This is a genomic window from Streptomyces sp. NPDC041940, from assembly GCF_055589465.1.
Genome location: NZ_JBVJBP010000016.1, coordinates 118,018 through 136,467, shown reverse-complemented (window position 1 = coordinate 136,467; position 18,450 = coordinate 118,018). Strand labels below are relative to the sequence as shown.

16 protein-coding genes are annotated in these 18,450 nt (G+C 68.8%); 11 read left to right on the top strand and 5 right to left on the bottom strand.

The features are described 5' to 3' along the window. Window positions 1-57: 57 nt before the first annotated feature. Window positions 58-822: a MerR family transcriptional regulator gene (locus ACZ6I3_RS25875; RefSeq protein ID WP_469417741.1), complete on the bottom strand. Its 765-nt coding sequence runs from the start codon at window positions 820-822 to the stop codon at window positions 58-60. A gap of 107 nt (window positions 823-929) precedes the next feature. Between ACZ6I3_RS25875 and ACZ6I3_RS25870 the strand changes: the two genes are divergently transcribed. The 7 genes from ACZ6I3_RS25870 (at window position 930) to ACZ6I3_RS25840 (ending at window position 13,159) form a co-directional block, all read left to right on the top strand. Then, window positions 930-2,216 (top strand): ion channel protein, encoded by a 1,287-nt coding sequence (locus tag ACZ6I3_RS25870; protein ID WP_469417739.1) that lies wholly within the window; start codon window positions 930-932, stop codon window positions 2,214-2,216. Between the two features lie 40 nt (window positions 2,217-2,256). Beyond that, window positions 2,257-3,663, top strand: coding sequence for a glutamate decarboxylase (locus ACZ6I3_RS25865; protein WP_469417738.1), 1,407 nt, complete (start codon window positions 2,257-2,259; stop codon window positions 3,661-3,663). A 280-nt stretch (window positions 3,664-3,943) separates the two neighbouring features. Further along, a complete protein-coding gene (locus ACZ6I3_RS25860) occupies window positions 3,944-4,618 on the top strand; it encodes a hypothetical protein (protein WP_469417736.1) in 675 nt (224 codons plus the stop codon). Window positions 4,619-4,649: 31 nt separating this feature from the next. Continuing rightward, complete coding sequence (locus ACZ6I3_RS25855; RefSeq protein ID WP_469417735.1) at window positions 4,650-6,935, top strand: hypothetical protein; 2,286 nt, start codon at window positions 4,650-4,652, stop codon at window positions 6,933-6,935. Window positions 6,936-7,044: 109 nt separating this feature from the next. Further along, window positions 7,045-8,694: a class I SAM-dependent DNA methyltransferase gene (locus tag ACZ6I3_RS25850; RefSeq protein ID WP_469417734.1), complete on the top strand. Its 1,650-nt coding sequence runs from the start codon at window positions 7,045-7,047 to the stop codon at window positions 8,692-8,694. Then, complete coding sequence (locus ACZ6I3_RS25845) at window positions 8,694-9,896, top strand: restriction endonuclease subunit S (protein WP_469417733.1); 1,203 nt, start codon at window positions 8,694-8,696, stop codon at window positions 9,894-9,896. The genes ACZ6I3_RS25850 and ACZ6I3_RS25845 overlap by 1 nt, the downstream gene beginning before the upstream one ends. Continuing rightward, the gene (locus tag ACZ6I3_RS25840; RefSeq protein ID WP_469417732.1) at window positions 9,893-13,159 is read left to right on the top strand and encodes a type I restriction endonuclease subunit R; all 3,267 of its coding nucleotides are present in this window, start codon (window positions 9,893-9,895) and stop codon (window positions 13,157-13,159) included. The genes ACZ6I3_RS25845 and ACZ6I3_RS25840 overlap by 4 nt, the downstream gene beginning before the upstream one ends. 12 nt (window positions 13,160-13,171) lie before the next feature. Here the strand turns inward: ACZ6I3_RS25840 and ACZ6I3_RS25835 are convergent, their stop codons facing one another. Together ACZ6I3_RS25835 and ACZ6I3_RS25830 are read right to left on the bottom strand one after the other, a co-directional pair. Further along, window positions 13,172-13,378, bottom strand: coding sequence for a DUF397 domain-containing protein (locus ACZ6I3_RS25835; RefSeq protein WP_469417840.1), 207 nt, complete (start codon window positions 13,376-13,378; stop codon window positions 13,172-13,174). A gap of 7 nt (window positions 13,379-13,385) precedes the next feature. Next, on the bottom strand, window positions 13,386-14,180 hold the full coding sequence (locus ACZ6I3_RS25830) for a helix-turn-helix domain-containing protein (RefSeq protein WP_469417731.1): 795 nt from the start codon (window positions 14,178-14,180) through the stop codon (window positions 13,386-13,388). A 121-nt stretch (window positions 14,181-14,301) separates the two neighbouring features. On the opposite strand from ACZ6I3_RS25830, the gene ACZ6I3_RS25825 reads away from it, so the two are divergent. The 4 genes from ACZ6I3_RS25825 (at window position 14,302) to ACZ6I3_RS25810 (ending at window position 17,218) form a co-directional block, all read left to right on the top strand. Next, window positions 14,302-14,631, top strand: a complete 330-nt coding sequence (locus tag ACZ6I3_RS25825; protein WP_469417729.1) for a hypothetical protein — start codon at window positions 14,302-14,304, stop codon at window positions 14,629-14,631. Then, on the top strand, window positions 14,628-14,978 hold the full coding sequence (locus ACZ6I3_RS25820) for a hypothetical protein (protein WP_469417727.1): 351 nt from the start codon (window positions 14,628-14,630) through the stop codon (window positions 14,976-14,978). The genes ACZ6I3_RS25825 and ACZ6I3_RS25820 overlap by 4 nt, the downstream gene beginning before the upstream one ends. Window positions 14,979-15,020: 42 nt before the next feature. Further along, on the top strand, window positions 15,021-16,400 hold the full coding sequence (locus ACZ6I3_RS25815) for an AAA family ATPase (RefSeq protein ID WP_469417726.1): 1,380 nt from the start codon (window positions 15,021-15,023) through the stop codon (window positions 16,398-16,400). A 182-nt stretch (window positions 16,401-16,582) separates the two neighbouring features. Continuing rightward, a complete protein-coding gene (locus ACZ6I3_RS25810; RefSeq protein WP_469417724.1) occupies window positions 16,583-17,218 on the top strand; it encodes an HNH endonuclease family protein in 636 nt (211 codons plus the stop codon). Here ACZ6I3_RS25810 and ACZ6I3_RS25805 read toward each other — a convergent pair. Both ACZ6I3_RS25805 and ACZ6I3_RS25800 read right to left on the bottom strand, forming a co-directional pair. Further along, on the bottom strand, window positions 17,201-17,869 hold the full coding sequence (locus ACZ6I3_RS25805; protein WP_469417723.1) for a PadR family transcriptional regulator: 669 nt from the start codon (window positions 17,867-17,869) through the stop codon (window positions 17,201-17,203). The two genes, ACZ6I3_RS25810 and ACZ6I3_RS25805, sit on opposite strands and share 18 nt — an antisense overlap. Before the next feature lie 10 nt (window positions 17,870-17,879). Beyond that, window positions 17,880-18,431: a DinB family protein gene (locus tag ACZ6I3_RS25800; protein WP_469417722.1), complete on the bottom strand. Its 552-nt coding sequence runs from the start codon at window positions 18,429-18,431 to the stop codon at window positions 17,880-17,882. Between the last annotated feature and the right edge of the window lie 19 nt (window positions 18,432-18,450).

Below are 18,450 nucleotides of genomic sequence, written 5' to 3'. Positions count from 1 at the left end.
ACCTGAAGAAGCAAGAGGGCTCGCGCAAATTAAGCGCTCTCCCTTTTTGCGCGCTTCTTACCCGGCGCGGTGGCGGTCCGCGTTCGCGGCGATCGCGTCCTTCAGGTGCTCGGCGAGGCCCGGGCGCATGGAGTCGTAGAACGCCTTGAAGCGCTCGTCGGCGACGTACATCTCACCGAGGCAGCGGTGCACGTCGTACGAACACTCGTAGAACCAGCCGCAGATGTGCTGCCGGTGTTCCTCGGCCAGGTCCATGGCCGTCTCGCCGGTCGCGGGTTCACCGGCGTCCAGCAGGGCGTTGTAGCGCTCGCCCCAGTCGGCCACCTCGGCCTGCATGCGTTTCCAGTCCTCCTTGGTGTAGCTCGCGACCCGGCGCTGTGACTCGGCGTAGGCCTCGGTGCCGCCCCAGCGCTGCTCGGCCTCCTCGGCGTACTGTTCGGGGTCCTTGTCGCCGAAGACCTCGAAGCGTTCCTCGGGTGTCAGGTCGATGCCCATCGTGCGTGCCTCCATGGCGTGCTCCACGGCCGCCGCCATCTTGCTCAGCCTCTCGATCCGGGCGGTCAGCAGTTCGTGCTGCCGGCGCAGGTGGGCGCGCGGGTCCGCTGCCGGGTCGTCGAGCAGGGCGGCGACCTCGTCGAGGGGGAAGCCGAGCTCGCGGTAGAACAGGATCTGCTGCAGCCGGTCGAGGTCGGCGTCGCTGTAACGCCGGTGGCCCGCGTGGCTGCGTTCGCTCGGGACGAGCAGGCCGATGTCGTCGTAGTGGTGCAGCGTGCGCACCGTGACGCCGGCGAAGCCCGCGACCTGTCCCACGGAGTAGCTCACTTCCGCTCCCTTCTCTTGTTGCTGTGGGATTCACGGTCGGGCCTCACGCCACGTGAGGTGCAAGCGTGTTTCCGGTTTGTTCCGTTTGATCCGTTTATCGTGTGCCCGTGGTCCAGGACACCGAAGACAGGGCGCGCTCCGTCACCCCGTCGACCCCCGCCCGCACCCTGCTGCCGTCGATCCTGCCCGCCCTGGCCGTGGGAGTGATCTCCAGCCTGCTTCTGGTGGGGGTGGAGATCGCCGCCGAGCAGCTCGAGGACGTGCTGTGGCAGACCGTGCCGGACGCGCTGGGGGTCGGCCGGTACTCCGTTGCGTGGATGTTCGCGGTGCTGTTCGCGACCGGAGTCGCGGTCGGTCTCGTGGTGTGGAAGGTGCCGGGGCACGCGGGCCCCGATCCGGCCACCCTCGGCCTGGACGCCCCGGTCCTGCCGCCCGTGGTGCTGCCGGGGCTGCTGCTGGCGACCGCGCTGATGCTGGCCGGCGGGCCGAGCCTCGGCCCGGAGAACCCGATCATCGCCGTGAACGTCGGCGTCGCGGTCTGGCTGGGCGGCCGGCTCATCCCCCGGGCGCCGGGCCGGATCTGGCCGGCGCTGGCGGAGGCGGCGACGCTCGGTGCCCTGTTCGGCACGCCCGTGGGGGCGGCCCTCGTCATCTCCGAGGTCCTGACCCGGCAGAAGACGCGCGGACTGCTGTGGGACAACCTCTTCGCGCCGCTGACCGCCGCCGCGGCCGGTGCCCAGACCGCCGTGCTCATCGACCACCCGAGCTTCGACCTGGACCTGCCCCCCTTCGGTCAGCCGGGCTGGACGGACATGCTGGCGGCGGTCGTGGTGGCCTGCGTGGGCGCGCTGCTCGGCATGTGCGCCGTACGCGCGCTCCCGTACGTCCACGGGGCCTTCCGCCGGCTGCGGCACCCGATGCTGATGCTCCCGGCGGGCGGGATCGTGCTGGGCTGCCTCGCGGCCCTGGGCGGCCATCTGACGCTGTTCAAGGGGCTCGACGAGATCGCCGAGCTGGCGCACGACCCGGACGGCTGGTCGGCCGGGGAGTTCGCCGTCATGTCGGTGGTGAAACTGGCCGCGATGCTCGTCGCCGCGTCCTGCGGGTTCCGCGGCGGACGGATCTTCCCGGCCGTGTTCGTGGGCACCGCGCTCGGTCTGTGCGCGCACGCCCTGGTGTCCGGCGTGCATCCGTCGGTGGGCGTGGCCGCCGGGGTGCTCGGGGTGCTGCTGGCCATCACCCGGCAGGGCTGGATCAGCCTCTTCGTCGCCGCGGTGCTGGTCGCCTCGCCTGGGATCCTCACCCTGCTCTGCATCGCCTCGCTGCCGGCCTGGCTGCTGGTGACGGGACGGCCGCAGATGCAGCTGCGGGACGACGGGTCGCCGCTGCGATGACCTCACCTTCCCGTTCTCGTTCCCACCCCTGGAGGCTCCCTTGCCGCTCAACGAAGGACCCCGCCAGTCCGGCGAACGCCGGCTGTCCGTCAACCCCTTCTACGGCCCCGCCAACCCGGTCGGCGACATGGCCGAGGCCCCGCCCACGCACCGGCTCCCGGACCAGCCCGTGACACCGGCGACCGCCCACCAGCTGGTGCGCGACGAGCTGATGCTCGACGGCAACGCGCGGCTGAACCTCGCCACCTTCGTCACCACCTGGATGGAGCCCGAGGCCGGGCTGCTGATGGCGGAGTGCCGGGACAAGAACATGATCGACAAGGACGAGTACCCGCGCACGGCCGAGCTGGAGCGGCGCTGCGTGGCGATGCTCGCCGACCTGTGGCACGCGCCCGACCCGGCGGCGGCCGTGGGGTGTTCGACGACCGGGTCGAGCGAGGCGTGCATGCTCGCCGGGATGGCGCTGAAGCGGCGCTGGACGCGGCGCAACGCCGACCGGTACCCGGCGGCCCGGCCCAACCTGGTGATGGGCGTGAACGTGCAGGTCTGCTGGGAGAAGTTCTGCAACTTCTGGGAGGTGGAGGCCCGTCTCGTGCCCATGGAGGGCGAGCGGTTCCATCTGGACCCGCAGGCCGCGGCCGAGCTGTGCGACGAGAACACCATCGGGGTCGTGGGGATCCTGGGCTCGACCTTCGACGGGTCCTACGAGCCGGTCGCCGAGCTGTGCGCGGCGCTGGACGCGGTGCAGGAGCGGACCGGGCTCGACATCCCCGTGCACGTCGACGGGGCGTCCGGCGCCATGGTCGCGCCCTTCCTCGACGAGGACCTGGTGTGGGACTTCCGGCTGCCGAGGGTGGCGTCGATCAACACCTCGGGGCACAAGTACGGGCTGGTCTACCCGGGGGTCGGCTGGGCGCTGTGGCGGGACGCGGACGCGCTGCCCGAGGAGCTGGTCTTCCGGGTGAACTACCTGGGCGGCGACATGCCGACCTTCGCGCTCAACTTCTCCCGGCCGGGCGCGCAGGTCGTGGCGCAGTACTACACGTTCCTGCGGCTGGGCCGGGACGGCTACCGGGCCGTGCAGCAGGCCGCGCGGGACGTGGCCACGGGCATGGCCGCACGCGTCGAGGCGCTCGGCGACTTCCGGCTGCTGACCCGGGGCGACCAGCTGCCGGTGTTCGCCTTCACGACCGCGCCGGACGTGACGTCGTACGACGTCTTCGACGTCTCCCGGCGGCTGCGCGAGAGCGGCTGGCTGGTGCCCGCGTACACCTTCCCGCCGCACCGGGAGGATCTGTCCGTGCTGCGCGTGGTGTGCCGCAACGGCTTCTCCGCGGACCTCGCCGAGCTGCTCACCCAGGACCTGGAACGGCTGCTGCCGGAACTGCGCCGGCAGGCGGGTCCCCTGACCAGGGACAAGGGGGCGGCGACCGGGTTCCACCATTGATAGCCGCTCCATCCAAGGAGTGCACTCCCAAACGCTAGCGCCGGGTGAGAACCCCCCTTCTCACCCGGCGCTAGACATCTACTATCCAACGTCGTACTGTTACGTGCACTGAGAGGCGACGAAGGCGGTCGTCCCTGGAACAGCTGTGCGCCCGTTCGCTCAGGTTGGCATTACAGGTCCGGACATAGCTGTGCCCCGGGCTGTGTGCAAAGCAGTGACAGTACTCCGGGGCTCACGCCTCCGAAGGTAACACGGAACCGTTCGTTCAGGGGGCACAGTGGTGACGGAAGAAGAGGTCAAGCGGATCTCGGACGCGATCTCGGCCGAGCGATTCCAGCCGTATCTCAACGAGTGCGGCGGGGACCCTCTCGTCGCCCTTCGGCTCTACTACTGGGACGGTGAGGCATCGCGCGCGTTCCTGAGCGCGCTCCGCGACTTCGAAGTCTCGATGCGTAACGCGTTCCATTCCAGGCTGGCCGGCCGCTACGGCCGCTCCGACTGGTGGGAGTCACCGCGGGTCCGGCTGACGACCAAGGGATTGCAACAGGTCCGCAGCGCAAAGCTTGCCCTTCAGCAGGAACTGGGGTCCGGCGTCACGCCCGACGACATGGTCGCCAAGCTGACGCTCGGCTTCTGGGTCGGCCTGACCGGTCGGGGCCAGAACTACGAGATGCAGTTCTGGAACCCCGCCCTCCGCCACGCCTTCCATGGTTACCGGGGCAGGCGCGGAGCGCTCCAGCAGCAACTGGACCACGTACGCCGTTTCCGTAACCGCATCGGTCACCACGAGCGCATCTGCCACCGCCATCTGGAGATGGACTACGAAACGCTGCTCCAGCTCCTGGAGTACGTGTCACCCGAGAAGGCGGCACTGCACCGGCGATTCAGCCAGATCCCCGAAGTGCTCGCCCGCAAGCCGCTCGTGCTGGCCGGTGCCGAGCAGATCCGGCTGTGAGGTCGGCGTGTCCCGGCCGAAGCCCACGTACATGTCATGGAACCGCCCCGCCACGCCCGATCCGGAGACCCCGCCCGGGCCCGGCCCCGTACCGGCCCCGTCCCACACCCCCGTCTCGCTCGGTGAGATCAAGGAACTCGCCGGGGTTGGCCGCCCCACCGTCAGCAACTGGCGGCGGCGGTTCTCCCGGGAGGTCGTGGGCGGCCCCGGCGACCCCCGTATCCCCTTTCCCGCCCCCCTGACGGGTGCAGGGAGCGAGAGCAAGCCTCTCTTCGACGCGGCCGAGATCGCCGACTGGCTCGATCTGCGCACCGTCCCCGACGCCGAACCCGATGAGAACGGCCGCCTGGAAACGTACGGCGACCGCTTCCGCCGCGCCCTGCGGCTGCGCGGCCTGGTCGCGCTCAAACACCGGCTGGGCTCAGCGGAGACGCTGATCTCACAGGCACTCGCCGTCATCGCGATGTCGGCGGAGGGCAAGGACTGGATCACCGAGGCGCTCCCCGCGGAACTCCTCCCGGAGTACGAGGCAGCCGATCCCGATGTCGTCCGCGCCGCTCACGACCTCATGGACGAGATCGGCGCACCCGGCTGGGCGGCCGACGCGCTGCTCGGTCTCGACGACGAGGGCCTGGAGATCGCCAGGCGGCTCGAATCCGACCTCGTCATGGACATCACGCCCCGGGGAGTCGTCGCACTGGTCGCCGCGCTGATCGGCCCCAACGAGGGCGGGCCGGACCAGCGTTCGACGATCAGCCTGTGCGCGGGGCTTGGCGAGTTGCTGCTCGGGATGGGCGGTGGACCGTACGAGGGCCTCCGTGGCCACGGCGAACTCGTGGCCGTGGAGCCCGACCCGCTGCTGCGCAAACTGCTGCGCTACCGGCTCCTCTGCTACGAAGCCGGGGCCGCCGACGTCTGCGCTTCCCCCTCGGACCTCGACACCCTACGCGCCTGGAACCAGGCCCCCGTCGAACCACACGACTTCTCGACCGCCGACCTGGTGCTGGCCGACCCGCCCTACGTGTCAGGTGAGCGGGAGCGGGATGCCGAGGGACCGCTGTGGTGGGCGCTGGAAGCCGCGCGCCGGCTGCGGCCGGAAGGCCGCGCCTACGTCGTCGTCCCCACCTGGACACTGACCCGCACCAGCGGCACCGGACCGGCCTCCGTCCGTACGCCGACCGTCAGCACGCGCGAGGCCCTGCTGGACAGAGGCTGCGTGGAAGCGATCGTCCAGCTCCCGCGCCGCATCCATCCGTTCCGCACGGGAGCGGAGTACGCCCTGCTGGTGCTGCGCCCACCGTCCCCGGAGCCCCGCTCGGTACTCCTCGTCGACGCCGACCGGATCTCCCAGCGGACGGGCGGGAAGGCCGAGACGTGGGGCGAACAGGTGGTCGAGCTCATGCGCCCCGGCGTGGTTCCCGAGCCCGGCGAGGAACGGCCTGAGAACACCGGCACCTACGACCCTCAGGACGCGCAGCGTGTCAACATACGGGCGTCCGGCCCCGGCCGCGAGCAGCTGCTGGACAACCGCTCGGTTCTCCCAGCCCACCGGCTGGCGGCGCCCGAGGCGCACGTCGACCACTTCGAGGAGACGCTCACCGCGCGCCGGGCCGTCGCCGCCGCCCTTCCCGGCCTACGGGACTGGGTGGGCGACATGAACGTCAGCCGACGGGACTCGCACACGCCGGTACGGCACCGGAAGCTCGACGTCCTCCTGAAGGCGGGCCAGTTGAGGCTGCTCAACGGGCATCGTGTCAAGGCGGAGCACATCGGCGAGGCGGGCCTGCCGGTCGTCGGGCGTGAGGAGATGCTCGGCGAACTGCCGCTGGGGGCACGGCGTATCGCACCCGAGGACCTCGCGGCCTATCCGTCCGCGAAGGTCACCGAGCTGGGTGACGTGCTGCTGCTCGCCGAGCACGGGGCACGCTGCCTGGTCGACACGGCCGGCGGGTGCGTCCTGCTGGCACCCGTGCAGGGGGTGCGCATCACGGCCTATCGGGAGCACATCCGCAACGCCGCCCGGGGTGGGCCGGTGTCTCCCGGCGGATTGTGGATGCGTCCGCACTCCTTGGCCCGTCTTCTCCAGGCTCCCCGCAACCAGCATCGTGGCAGTGGTTCGCTCGTTCGCCGGGTGAGCGTGCGCGACATGGATCTGCCGCAGCTGCCGCCGGAGGAGATTGCCGAGCTGGAGGCGATCCTGACCGAGACGGAGCGGCTGCGGGCTGATGTGCGACGGCAGTTGGAGGCGTTGGACCGGCTCGCGGAGCGGGTGTCGGCTGGAGCCGCCGACGGGGTGCTGGCGTTGCGGAGTCAGTGACGGGGGCGGTGGGAGTAGGGGTGGTCCGGCACGGTCGGAGCCGGAGTCGAGTGCGCAGCGGTGCTACGCGGTGAGTGTTTCGCAGTGAGTCGAGAGAAGTGAGGGTCCCGTGCCGCCAAGGAAGAAGAAGGAAGCCAAGCCGGAGGACATGAAGTCCATCCTCTGGAAGTCCGCCGACAAGCTGCGCGGAAGCCTGGACGCCGCCGAGTACAAGCACTTCGTGCTCGGGCTGGTGTTCCTGAAGTACGTGTCGGCCGCCATGGAGGAGAAGCGGGCGCATCTGGAGGAGGGGCTGCGGCCCGGGGGCTGGCTGCTGGAGGAACTCGGTTTCGACGGGGCGCCCCCGGCGTCCGCGATCCCGCAGATCGTGGAGGACCGCGAGCTCTACACCGGCGCCGGGATCTTCTACGTCCCGCCGACGGCCCGTTGGGAGACCGTCCTGGAGCGTGCCAAGGGCACGCTGGAGGACCCGACCCTCGGCAAGGTCATCGACACGGCCATGGAGACGATCGAGAAGTTCAACACCTCGCTGAAGAAGGGCACGCTGCCCCAGCAGTACAACAGCGGCCGCGTCGACGAGACGACCCTCGCCGGGCTGGTCAAGCTGCTCGACCGGCTCACCTTCCAGGCCCAGGTGGGCGAGGACGGGCAGCGGGTCGGGGCGCGGGACCTCATGGGCGAGGTGTACGAGTACTTCCTCGAACAGTTCGCGCTCCAGGAGGGCCGCAAGGGCGGTGAGTACTTCACCCCACCGAGCGTGGTGAAGCTCCTCGTGGAGATGCTGGAGCCGGAGGAGGGCGAGCGGGTTCTCGACCCCGCGTGCGGCTCGGGCGGCATGTTCGTGCAGGCGGAGCGGTTTGTGGAGACGCACGGCGGCGACCGCATGAACGTCGGCGTGTACGGCCAGGAGCGCAACCTCACGACCTGGCGCCTGGCCCACATGAACCTCGCGATCCACGGCATCGAGGCCGACCTCGGCGAGGGCCCGGCCGACTCCTTCCGCGACGACCAGCACGGCGACCTGCGGGCCGACGTGGTCATGGCCAACCCGCCGTTCAACATCTCCGACTGGGGCGGGGAACTGCTGGGCGTGGACGACCGGTGGGTGTACGGCACCCCGCCGGTCGGCAACGCGAACTTCGCGTGGATCCAGCACATGGTCAGCCACTTCGCGCCGGGCGGCCGGGCGGGCATCGTCCTTGCGAACGGTTCCATGAGCAGCAAGTCGGGCGGCGAGGGCGACATCCGGCGCGCGATGGTCGAAGACGACCTGGTGGCGTGCATGGTGGCGTTGCCGGGCCAGTTGTTCCGGTCGACGCAGATTCCGGTGTGCCTGTGGTTCCTGGGGGATGGCAAGGGGCGGCACTCGAAGTGGGTGCGGGGTCGGAAGAACGAGGTGCTGTTCATCGACGCCCGGGAGCTGGGCGTCATGGCCTCGCGCACGGAGCGGGTGCTGACGGACGAGGAACTGGCCCGGATCACGGGGACGTTCAGGGCGTGGCGGGGCGCGGAGGGTTCGGACGCCGGCGCGTACGAGGACGTACCCGGGTTCTGCCGGAGCGTGTCGCTGGAGGAGCTGCGGGAGCACGAGTTCGTGCTGACACCGGGGCGGTACGTGGGGACCGCGGAACCGGAGGAGGACCCGGACGCGGAACCGGTGGAGGAACGGGTGGCGCGGCTGAGCAAGGAGCTGTTCGGGCTGTTCGAGGAGTCGGGTCGCCTGGAGGCTACGGTGCGTGAGCAGTTGGGGAGGGTGTGATGGAAGGTTGGCGCAGCTACTTCCTGTCTGACCTGTGTTCCACTCTCACCGTTGGCCACGTCGGCCCAATGGCCAGCGAATATGTCCGCTCCGGAATCCCGTTTCTGCGCTCCAAGAACGTCAAGCCAGGACGCCTGGACCTTTCCGATATGGCTTTCACGACAGAGTCATTTCACCAGAAGCTGGCGAAATCCCAGCTACACGCCAATGACATCATCATCGTACGCACCGGATCCCCTGGCGCTGCGGCATTGATCCCGGACGGAATGGGTCCGGCGAACTGCTCTGACGTAATCATCGCTCGTCCGAGCTCACACGTGAACCCCTCTTTCCTCTGCTACGCGATCAACGCTACGGCAAGATCTTTCATCCACGCACACACCGTGGGAGCCGTCCAGCAACATTTCAACATTGGATCCGCCAGAAAACTCCGACTTCTCATTCCTCCAGATTTCGAACAAAGAGCCGTCGCCGAAGTCCTCGGCGCCCTGGACGACAAGATCGCCGTCAACGACCGGATCGCCGAGACAGCTGCTGAACTGGCAGAGACTTTGTATATTCGCGAGTCGTCGTCTCCCCAGGGCTGGGTCGGGGTCACGCTCTCCGAGACCGCGCGGTGGTTCTCTGGAGGTACACCGAAGACCAGCGAGCCCAGTTACTGGGGCGGAGACATCCCCTGGATCTCTGCCGCAAGTCTCAAGTCACCGTGGATTGATGACTCGGACCGCAAAGTGACTCCGGAGGGTGCCCAGAACGGGACTCGTCTCGTCCCCGCAGGCAGCATCATCTTCGTTGTCCGCGGCATGAGTCTGACGTCGGAGTTCCGCGTCGGGCTCACTCAAAGAGAGGTCGCTTTCGGGCAGGACTGCAAGGCGCTCATCCCCCGCACCGGGATCAACCCGGTCGCACTCTTCCTGGCCATCAAGTCGATGACACCAGAGATCCTGAGCTACGTGGACCTCGCAGGGCATGGCACTGGCCGACTGGCAACAGACCGAATCGCCAATCTGAGCGTCAAGCTCCCGACCGACAGCGCCGCCGCTGATTTCGCCCAGTCCGTGGTACCGCTCGTCGAGCGGGCAAGCGCTACGAAGCGGGAGAACCGCGCCCTTACCGCCCTCCGCGACACCCTCCTCCCCCAGCTGGTCACCGGCAAGCTTCGTATCAAGGACGCCGAACGAGTCGTGGAGGACGCCGTATGAGCGTGGACCCCGACGAGCAGCCGCCCCCCGACTCCGAGGCTGCCGCCTCCCACGCCGAAGCGCTCTCCTTCTCCGAGAAGGACTGGGAGCACATCGCGCTGGAGCAGCTCGGGGAGTTCGGGTGGCTGCATGTCGACGGGAAGGACCTCGGGCCCGCCCACGGACAGCGCAAGTCCTGGGACGACCTGATCCTCTACCCCCGTCTGCGCACCGCCATCGCCACCCGCTACCCCCACCTGCCCGAGACAGCCGTCACCGCCGCCATCGACGAACTGCTCAAGCAGTCGCCCGGCTCCGACCTCCGCCAGAACTGGCTGTTCTACCGCCGTCTCACCATGGACGCCGTGAAGGTCTCCTACCGGGACCCTCTCACCGACACCGACCGGCACGAGACCGTCCGCGTCGTTGACTTCTCCAATCCCCACGGCAACGACCTCGTCGCCGCCTCCCAGGTCCGCGTACGCAGCACCTCCCGTGGCCGGGAGTTCGTCTTCGACATCGTCCTGTACGTCAACGGACTCCCCCTCGGCATCATCGAGTTGAAGAAGGCCAGCGGCCCCGACGACTCCCGCAAGGCCTACGACCAGATCCGGAACTACCGGCGGGAGCTGCGCAACGACGGGGTCTTCAGGACCTTGCTCCTGGCCGTCGCCTCCGATGGCATAACCGCCGGCCTCGGCACCCCCTTCACGCCCTGGCAGCACATGGCCCCCTGGCACGCCGACGAGGACGGAACCCTGCTCCGCAAGAAGCAGTGGCAGGACGGACGCGCCCTGGAGCGCATAATCCAGGGCCCGCTCGAACCCGACCGTTTCCTGGACCTGATCGGCTCCTACCTCTCCTACTCCGCCGAAGGCACCGGCGCCGACGTCGACACCGTCAAGCTCGCCAAAGCCCACCAGTACTTCGCCGTGCGCGAGGCCGTGGCCGCCACCGAGTCAGCTGCCGCGACGGACGGCAAGGCAGGCGTCGTCTGGCACACACAGGGCGCCGGTAAGAGCGAGGAGATGCTGTTCTACACCGGCAAAGTGGCCCGTACCCCCAAGCTGTCGAACCCGACGATCCTGCTCCTCACCGACCGTATCGACCTCGACACCCAGCTCTTCGGCACCTTCGCCAGAAGCCACAGCCTGCACCGGATCACCGGCGAACCCGAGAAGGCACACAACGCCCAGGAGCTCAAGGACCTCCTCACTCGGGACACCAGCGGCGGCGGGGTCGTCTTCAGCACGCTCCAGAAGTTCCGCGTGAGCCCGGCCGAGCGGAAGGCTGGCGCCAGGCATCCCGTCATCTCCCCGCGTCACGACATCATCGTCGTCGTCGACGAGGCCCACCGCAGTCACTACGACTTCGAGGACGGCTTCGCCCGCAACCTCCGCGATGCCCTCCCACACGCCACCTTCATCGCCTTCACCGGCACCCCGATCGACAACGCCACCGGCAGTACCGAGCGGGTCTTCGGTCCCACCATCCACACCTACGACCTCACCCAGGCCGTGGACGACGGCGCCACCGTCCCCGTCTACTACGAGGCGATCCTCCACAAGGTCAAGCTTCCCGACGACATCGACCTCGACGACCTCGACGCCCAGGCAGAGGGCCTGGTGGAAGGGCTGACAGAGGCCGAACAGAAGCGTGCCCGGCGCCGGTTCGCCTCCTTCGAGGACCTGATCGGCGCCGACGAGCGGATAGAGGAGCTTTCGAAGACGATCCTCGAGCATTGGGACACCCGCCGCAAGGAAATGCTCAAGCTCACCGGCCGTCCCGGCAAGGGCATGATCGTGTGCTCCTCCCGTGCCATCGCCGCCCGCCTCTTCAACGCCATCGCCCGCCGCCGCCCGGAGTGGGCCGGCGAGCGGGACCCGGTCAGCGGCCTCTACCCGGACGACACCGGCAAGGTACGCGTCGTCTTCACCGGCAACCCCGGTCACGAGGACAACCCGGACGTCGCCGATTACGTCCGCACGCCCACCCAGCTCAAGCGGATCCAGAAGCGCGTGGTGGACAAGGAGGAGAACGACGAACTCGAACTCACCATCGTCCAGTCCCTCTGGCTGACCGGCTTCGACGCCCCGCCCCTGCACACCCTCTACCTCGACCGCCGGATGCGCGGCGCGGCCCTCATGCAGGCCGTCGCCCGCGTCAACCGCACCTGGGGTGAGAAGCCCTCGGGCCTCGTCGTCGACTTCCTCGGCGTGGCCCAGGAACTCACGGACGCCCTCCGCGAGTACTCCGCCCCCGACCAGGAGAACCGGACTATCGGCGCCCCCGTCGAGGAGGCGTGCGCGTCCGTACGGCGCACGCACCAGCGGATCGGGGAAGTACTGCGTCCCTGCCCCTGGCGCTCGACCCTCGACGCCCACGGCTACAAGGAAGCCCTCTACGACGTCCTCGAGTTCCTGAAGGAAGCCGAACCGGACCTGGAGCCCGGCAAGCCCACCCGCCACCAACTGTTCATGCACTACGCACAGTTGCTGTCCCGGTCCTTCTCCCTCTGCTCCACCCACCCGGACGTCCAGGACCTTCTTCCAGACATCCGGTTCTACTCCTCGGTCCGCACGTCTCGCCAGAAGCTCACCGTCGACGACCGTCGCGTCGACGGACTCGCCACCGAGGCCGACGTGAACCGGCTCGTCAGGCAGCTCAACGCCGAAGTCGTCGCCGCCGACGGTGTCGTCGACATCTACGACGCCGCCGGGCTCACCAAGCCCGACCTGTCCCACCTGGGCGAGGACTTCGTCCAGCAGATGCGGGCCAGCCGGCATCCCAACCTGGCCATCGAGGCTCTGCGGCGGGCCATCAAGAAGGAGATCAGGGACGCCCATCCAGGCAACGTCGTACGTCAGCGGACCTTCACCGAGAAGATGCAGGAGGTCATGAACCGCTATCACAACGGCCTCCTCAGCTCCGCCGAGGTCATGGACTTGCTCGTCGATCTGGCCCGCACGATCTCCGCCGACCGTTCCCGCGCCAAGGAGCTCGGGCTGACAGAGGACGAGTTGGCGTTCTACGACGCCGTCGCCGACAACCCCTCCGCGCTGGAGCTGGGCCAGGGCGTCCTCGCCGAGATCGCCCACAAGCTGTGCGAACTCGTCCGCAAGGACGTCACCGTCGACTGGCGCGTCAAGGGCCAGGCCCGCGACCGCATCCGGGGCAAGGTGAAACTGCTGCTCCGCCTCTACGGCTACCCGCCGGACCAGGCCTCGGACGCGATCGACCGCGTACTGAAGCAGACGGAGGTCAAGGCGGACGAGTGGACGTGAGTCAACGGGCGGTCAGGAGGGGAAGCCGCCACTCCTGACCGCAGTGACGAACGCCGACCAGGCGGAGGCAGGCACGATCACTGCCGGGCCGTGGGGATTCTTCGAGTCGCGTACGGGAACGCCTCGGCGATGGCCGTCGAGGACTTCGAGGCAGCTGCCGCCCTCGCTGTTGCTGTGGGAGGACTTTCGCCATCCTGCTGCTATCGCCGCATCGGACATGACGCGATCAGTCATGGTGTTCATAGTCCTTCGCTGTGGCCCTGAGCAGGGCCAGGGACTCCTTGAGTGGCAGTGCGTCGCCCAGCGCCAGAGCGTAACGCCCCTCCAGCGTCCGAACCACAGACGGGGAATCGTGGAGCTTGCCCATGTGCGAACCCTCGCCGTACGCCACTGGTGGCTGATCCTCGAAGTCCATCAGCGTGAGCATGCTCTCCATCAACGGATGGAAGCCGACGTCGAACGGCATCACGTGGACTCGCACCCGGCCAATCTCCGCTAGCCGAACCATGTGCATGACCTGCTCCGCCATGATGCCCGGGCCACCCACGACCCGCCGCAGCACCGCCTCGTCCAACAGCGCCCACACTACGGGCGTCACCGGGTCGTCCAGGATCTTGGCCCGCTCAAGGCGTGTGACAACGAGCCTGTCACGTTCCTCTTCACTCACCGGAGGGAACGACGTGCTCAGAACCGCACGCGCGTACCTTTTCGTCTGCAGGATGCCCGGGACGAATGACAGAGCGAACTCCCTGATCATCACCGCCTGTTGTTCGAGCAGCCGGGCCGCCTCGAAGTAGTCGGCGACCGCCACTTCCTCCTGCGGCAGGAAGCTGCTCAGCACATTTCCCGTGCACAGCGCGTTGTCGAGTCTCCGCGCATCCTCCCGTGACGGCACCCGGCGCCCGGCCTCGATATGCGCGATGTGCGTTCGAGTCATGACTGCCGCCTCGGCCAGCTGCTGTTGCGTCAGCCCCGCCGCCTCGCGCTGTTCCTTGAGCCAGTCGCCGTAGTTGGTGCCCACGAGATCAACTCCTCTGTGACAAATGCTCTGTCACCTCGAACCCCCTGGCGAGCCTAATACGGGCCGATTCACTCTGTACTCGGATCGCTACACAACGCGACATCGATCACGGAGTCATCCCATGCTCGGCCTCATCGCCCGCCTCCTCGAACCGCTGCTCAGCCTCGTCGCCCCCGGTACGGGCCGACGTCGGCTCGGCGCGCGGGACGGACACGAGCCCCTGCCCCCGCCCACCCAAGGACCGTCTCCTCACCAGTTCGGCGCGCGCCCCCTGCGTGGCGAGGACCACAACCTCGTGCGCCCCTACCTCATCGCGCACGAACGCCGAGAACAGGAACGGCGCCGACAAGCCCGGCGTCGCTCCTTGCTGATCGCCCCGCAGGGCATCCGCATCCACCTGCCGGCGCACCGGCATCCCCACCCGACGCACTGCCTGGGACTGACCGCATGACACACCACGCCCTCACCCCCGCCCGCCTCCTGCCCTGGGCGAGCCCCGATGGCAAGCCCTGCTATCTCCTGACCGACGGCAGCGGGCGTCTCTCCCGGGCCGCCGACACCGCAGAGAGCGTCCAACTCGCCATGGCCGGCGACCTTCTCGCCCACCTCGCCGACATGCTCGACGACGAGCACGTGACCGCCGTCCAGCTCCGCTATCTCCTCGTTCGCATGAGCGAGGCCCTGACCGACGTGTGCCGCATCGCTGAGAGCAGGGGCGCCCGTCTTCTCGTATACGCGGATGTCACAGCGAGTTCCGGCCCTGACGGCCGCCCCTCCCCCGATGTCGGTCCGCCGTGAGAGGGTGGCCAAGCTTCGGGCTGAGGGCTGAGGGGAGGTCAGGTGTACGTATCCGGAATCGGATTGTCGAACGTCAGAGGTTTCACAGGCAAGCGTGCCGTGGAGCACCGACTCCCTCTGACCGCACCCCGTGACGGTGGCGGCTGGACCGTGATCGCCGGGCGCAACGGCTCGGGCAAGTCCACGTTGCTGCGGGCTCTGGCGCTGTCTCTGGCGGGCCCGCAGGTGGCGCGGTCCCTGGTGCAGGACTTCGGCGGCTGGATCAGCACCGGTGAGTGCGACGCTTGGGCACGGGCGTACGTGCAGCCCGATCCCGCAGTCGACCGATTCACCGGACGTGACGTGGGGCCGGATGACGGTCCCCTCACCCTCGGGCTCCGCTGGACGGTACCCAAGGACGCCCCGGACCTGCCGCGCTACGGGGCTCCGCCGCAGCCTCACCTGGCGTCCGACTGCGGCGGGGAGGACGCGACCAGAACCGCCGCACGCGGCCCCTGGGCTCACAGTCCCCAGGGCTGGTTCTGCGCCGCCTACGGCCCCTTCCGGCGGATGACGGGTGGCAGCGGGCAGGCCCAGCAACTGATGCTCGCGCCCGGACCGGCGGGCCGGATGGCCTCCCTCTTCCATGAGGAGGCGTCGCTCGCCGAAGGCGTCTCCTGGCTGCGGGAGCTCAGGCACCGGAGCCTGGAGGAACAGCGGGACGCGGGCGAACTGCTGGACACGGTGATGCAGTTACTGTCCGACGGGCTGCTCCCGGACGGCTACCGCGCCCTGCGGGTGACCGCCGACGGATTATGGATTTCCCCTGCCGGAGACCGGGAGCGTGCCTATCCCCTGCGTGAGACGAGCGACGGCTTCCGGGTCGTGGCCTCGCTCGTGCTGGACATCGTGCGGCAGGTGCAGAACGCATACGGCACTCTGGACGCGGGCCTGGACGACGACGGGCACCCCGTGGTGCGGATGCCTGGCGTGGTGATCATCGACGAGGTGGACGCCCACCTCCACGTGACGTGGCAGCGTCGCATAGGCGACTGGCTGCGCGCGCACTTCCCACGGATCCAGTTCATCGTCACCAGTCACAGTCCGTACATCTGCCAGGCCGCCGATCCCGGCGGGCTGATCCGGCTGCCCGGCCCGGAGGAACAGGGCGGTCCGGAGGTCGTGGACGACGCGCTGTACCGGAGGATCGTGTACGGCAGCGGCGAGGACGCGGTGCTGTCCGAGCTCTTCGGGCTGGAGACTCCGTACTCCAGCCGGGCGGAAGAGGCGCGCCGCAGGCTCGTACGCCTGGAGAAGAAGGTCTACTCGGGCGAGGCCAGTGAGCGGGAGATCCAGGAGTACCGCGAGCTGGCCGCCCTGCTCACCAGCAGCCGCTCGGCACGAGCGCACGAGGTGGCGGCCCGACTCGGGAGCGGCCGGTGATTCCCTTACGGCGGCTCCCCGCAGACGCAGAACTGCTGAGCCTGTGCACCGACCGTACGGATCGGATTCGGAAGCTGGGGGCGACCAGTAAGGCCGCACAGGACCAGTGGAAGGCCGGGACCGACGCCAAGGCCGGTATCCGCCGACTTCTGCTGAGGATGGCGCCGGGCCTGGAGCGGTGCATGTACTGCCTGGACAGTGTCGGCACGGACATCGACCACTTCGAACCCAAGTCGCGCCAGCCGTTGCGTACCTTCTGCTGGCACAACCACCTGCTGGCATGTTCGCGCTGCAACAGCAACCACAAACGCGAAGAGTACCCCTGTGACGACTTCGGGCAGTGCCTTCTGATCGACCCGAGTGTGGATGATCCTTTTGATCACCTGACCCTCCTGCTCGCGAGCGGGAGGTTCGACGCGAAGACCCGAAAGGGTGAGGAGACGCTGCGGGTCTTCGGCCTCAACGACCGACCCGAACTCGTCCTCGGCCGTCAGGACGCTTTCATCGGCTGCTGCGATGTGATGATCGCCTGGCACAAGAACGTGGTGACGGGGGATCTCGATGGTGCGGAACGCCGGGCCCACGCCCTGCACCGCGAGCCCTTCGCCGATGTCCTGCGGGCCATGGAGGACCTGGCCCGTCTGCCTCACGCCGCTCTGCTTCTGGGCTCCGACGAACTCGTCGAAGCCTTGGAAGGCTGGTTGATCACCTCACGCGGCACCGTGCCCGAAGGGCGCCTTCTCACCGTCCCTCCCGCGCGGCCGGAGAGGCCTGACCTCCTGCCTTTTCGCACGCACAGGTCAACGACCCGGGACTGAAGCCCCGGGTCCGTGGTCGTCCTCCGGGTGCCGCTCCCCCTTCGCGTACCGGTCTTTCCCGTCCTCAGGCAGCACGGCGACGAACGGATCTCCCTCGCCCGCGAAGGTGTAGGCGCCGGCGCGGATGCGTTCGATGAGGTCGCGGGTCCACTGGGCGCCCGTGTCGGCCGAGTGGACCCAGAAGTTCATGATCTCGCCGATGTGGCCGAGCTGCTCCGGGCCGCCCTCGGGCAGGTAGTCCCCGACGACGGTCGCGCGCCACTCCTCGATGGACCGCACCCGCTGCTCCAGGAGGCCCAGCGCCTCCTCGCGGCCGAGGTCCACCATGAAGCCGAGCGCGGTGGTGAGCACGTCCGGCTTCTGGTCGTAGGCGGTGAGCGACCGGCGGAGCAGGGTGAAGTACTCCGCGGTGCCCTGCTCGGTGATCTCGTACTCCGTGCGCGGCGGGCCACCGGCCGTGGACGGGGCGATCTCGTGCGCCACCAGCAGCCCCTGCTTCGCCAGCTGCTTCAGGGCGTGGTAGATCGAGCCGGGCTTGGCGTTGGACCACTCGTGGGCGCCCCAGTACTCCAGGTCGCCCCGGACCTGGTAGCCGTGGGCCCGCCCGTGCTGGCGGACCGCGCCGAGCACGAGCAGGCGGATCGCTGACATGGGGTCCAGATTAGGACGCGGCCTCCGCCTGCTGTTCCGCGGCCACCAGCGCGAAGGCCGTTGCGCCGTCCAGCGACTCGCGGATGATGTCGGCGTGGCCGGCGTGCCGTGCCGTCTCGCGGATCAGGTGGAGGCACAGCCAGCGCATCGAGAGCCACTCGTCCTTCGGGTTCCAGGAAGTCGCCGGGAGCTCGAAGGTGTCGTCGAGGCTGGGCACCGCGCGGATGAAGGCCTCCGTCTCGGCCGCCACCTTCTCGTAGTACGCGAGCTGCGATGCCACGTCCTCGTCGCCGACCAGCACGAAACACTCGTGCCAGTTGGACTCGTCGCGGTGCACCGCCGGCGGCTCGCCCTTGGCCCGGGCGATCCAGCCCTGCTCGACCTCGGCGACATGCTTGAGCAGACCGGCCAGGGACAGCTCGCTCGCACTGGGGCGGGACGAGGCCTGCTCCGCCGTCAGGCCGAGCAGGGCCCGCCGGATGCCGCCGCGCTGCTCGGCGATGAAGGACAGGAGCGCTCCGCGCTCGTCGCCGGGTGCCTCGGGTCCCACGTGCTTCACCATGGACGGCCGCCTCTCGTCG

Coding starts and splice junctions, on each gene's coding strand:
- ACZ6I3_RS25855 (WP_469417735.1), top strand. CDS start 4,650: ATGTCATGGAACCGCCCCGCCACGCCCGATCCGGAGACCCCGCCCGGG.
- ACZ6I3_RS25845 (WP_469417733.1), top strand. CDS start 8,694: ATGGAAGGTTGGCGCAGCTACTTCCTGTCTGACCTGTGTTCCACTCTC.
- ACZ6I3_RS25840 (WP_469417732.1), top strand. CDS start 9,893: ATGAGCGTGGACCCCGACGAGCAGCCGCCCCCCGACTCCGAGGCTGCC.
- ACZ6I3_RS25835 (WP_469417840.1), bottom strand. CDS start 13,378: ATGTCCGATGCGGCGATAGCAGCAGGATGGCGAAAGTCCTCCCACAGC.
- ACZ6I3_RS25825 (WP_469417729.1), top strand. CDS start 14,302: ATGCTCGGCCTCATCGCCCGCCTCCTCGAACCGCTGCTCAGCCTCGTC.
- ACZ6I3_RS25820 (WP_469417727.1), top strand. CDS start 14,628: ATGACACACCACGCCCTCACCCCCGCCCGCCTCCTGCCCTGGGCGAGC.
- ACZ6I3_RS25810 (WP_469417724.1), top strand. CDS start 16,583: ATGTACTGCCTGGACAGTGTCGGCACGGACATCGACCACTTCGAACCC.
- ACZ6I3_RS25805 (WP_469417723.1), bottom strand. CDS start 17,869: ATGTCAGCGATCCGCCTGCTCGTGCTCGGCGCGGTCCGCCAGCACGGG.
- ACZ6I3_RS25800 (WP_469417722.1), bottom strand. CDS start 18,431: ATGGTGAAGCACGTGGGACCCGAGGCACCCGGCGACGAGCGCGGAGCG.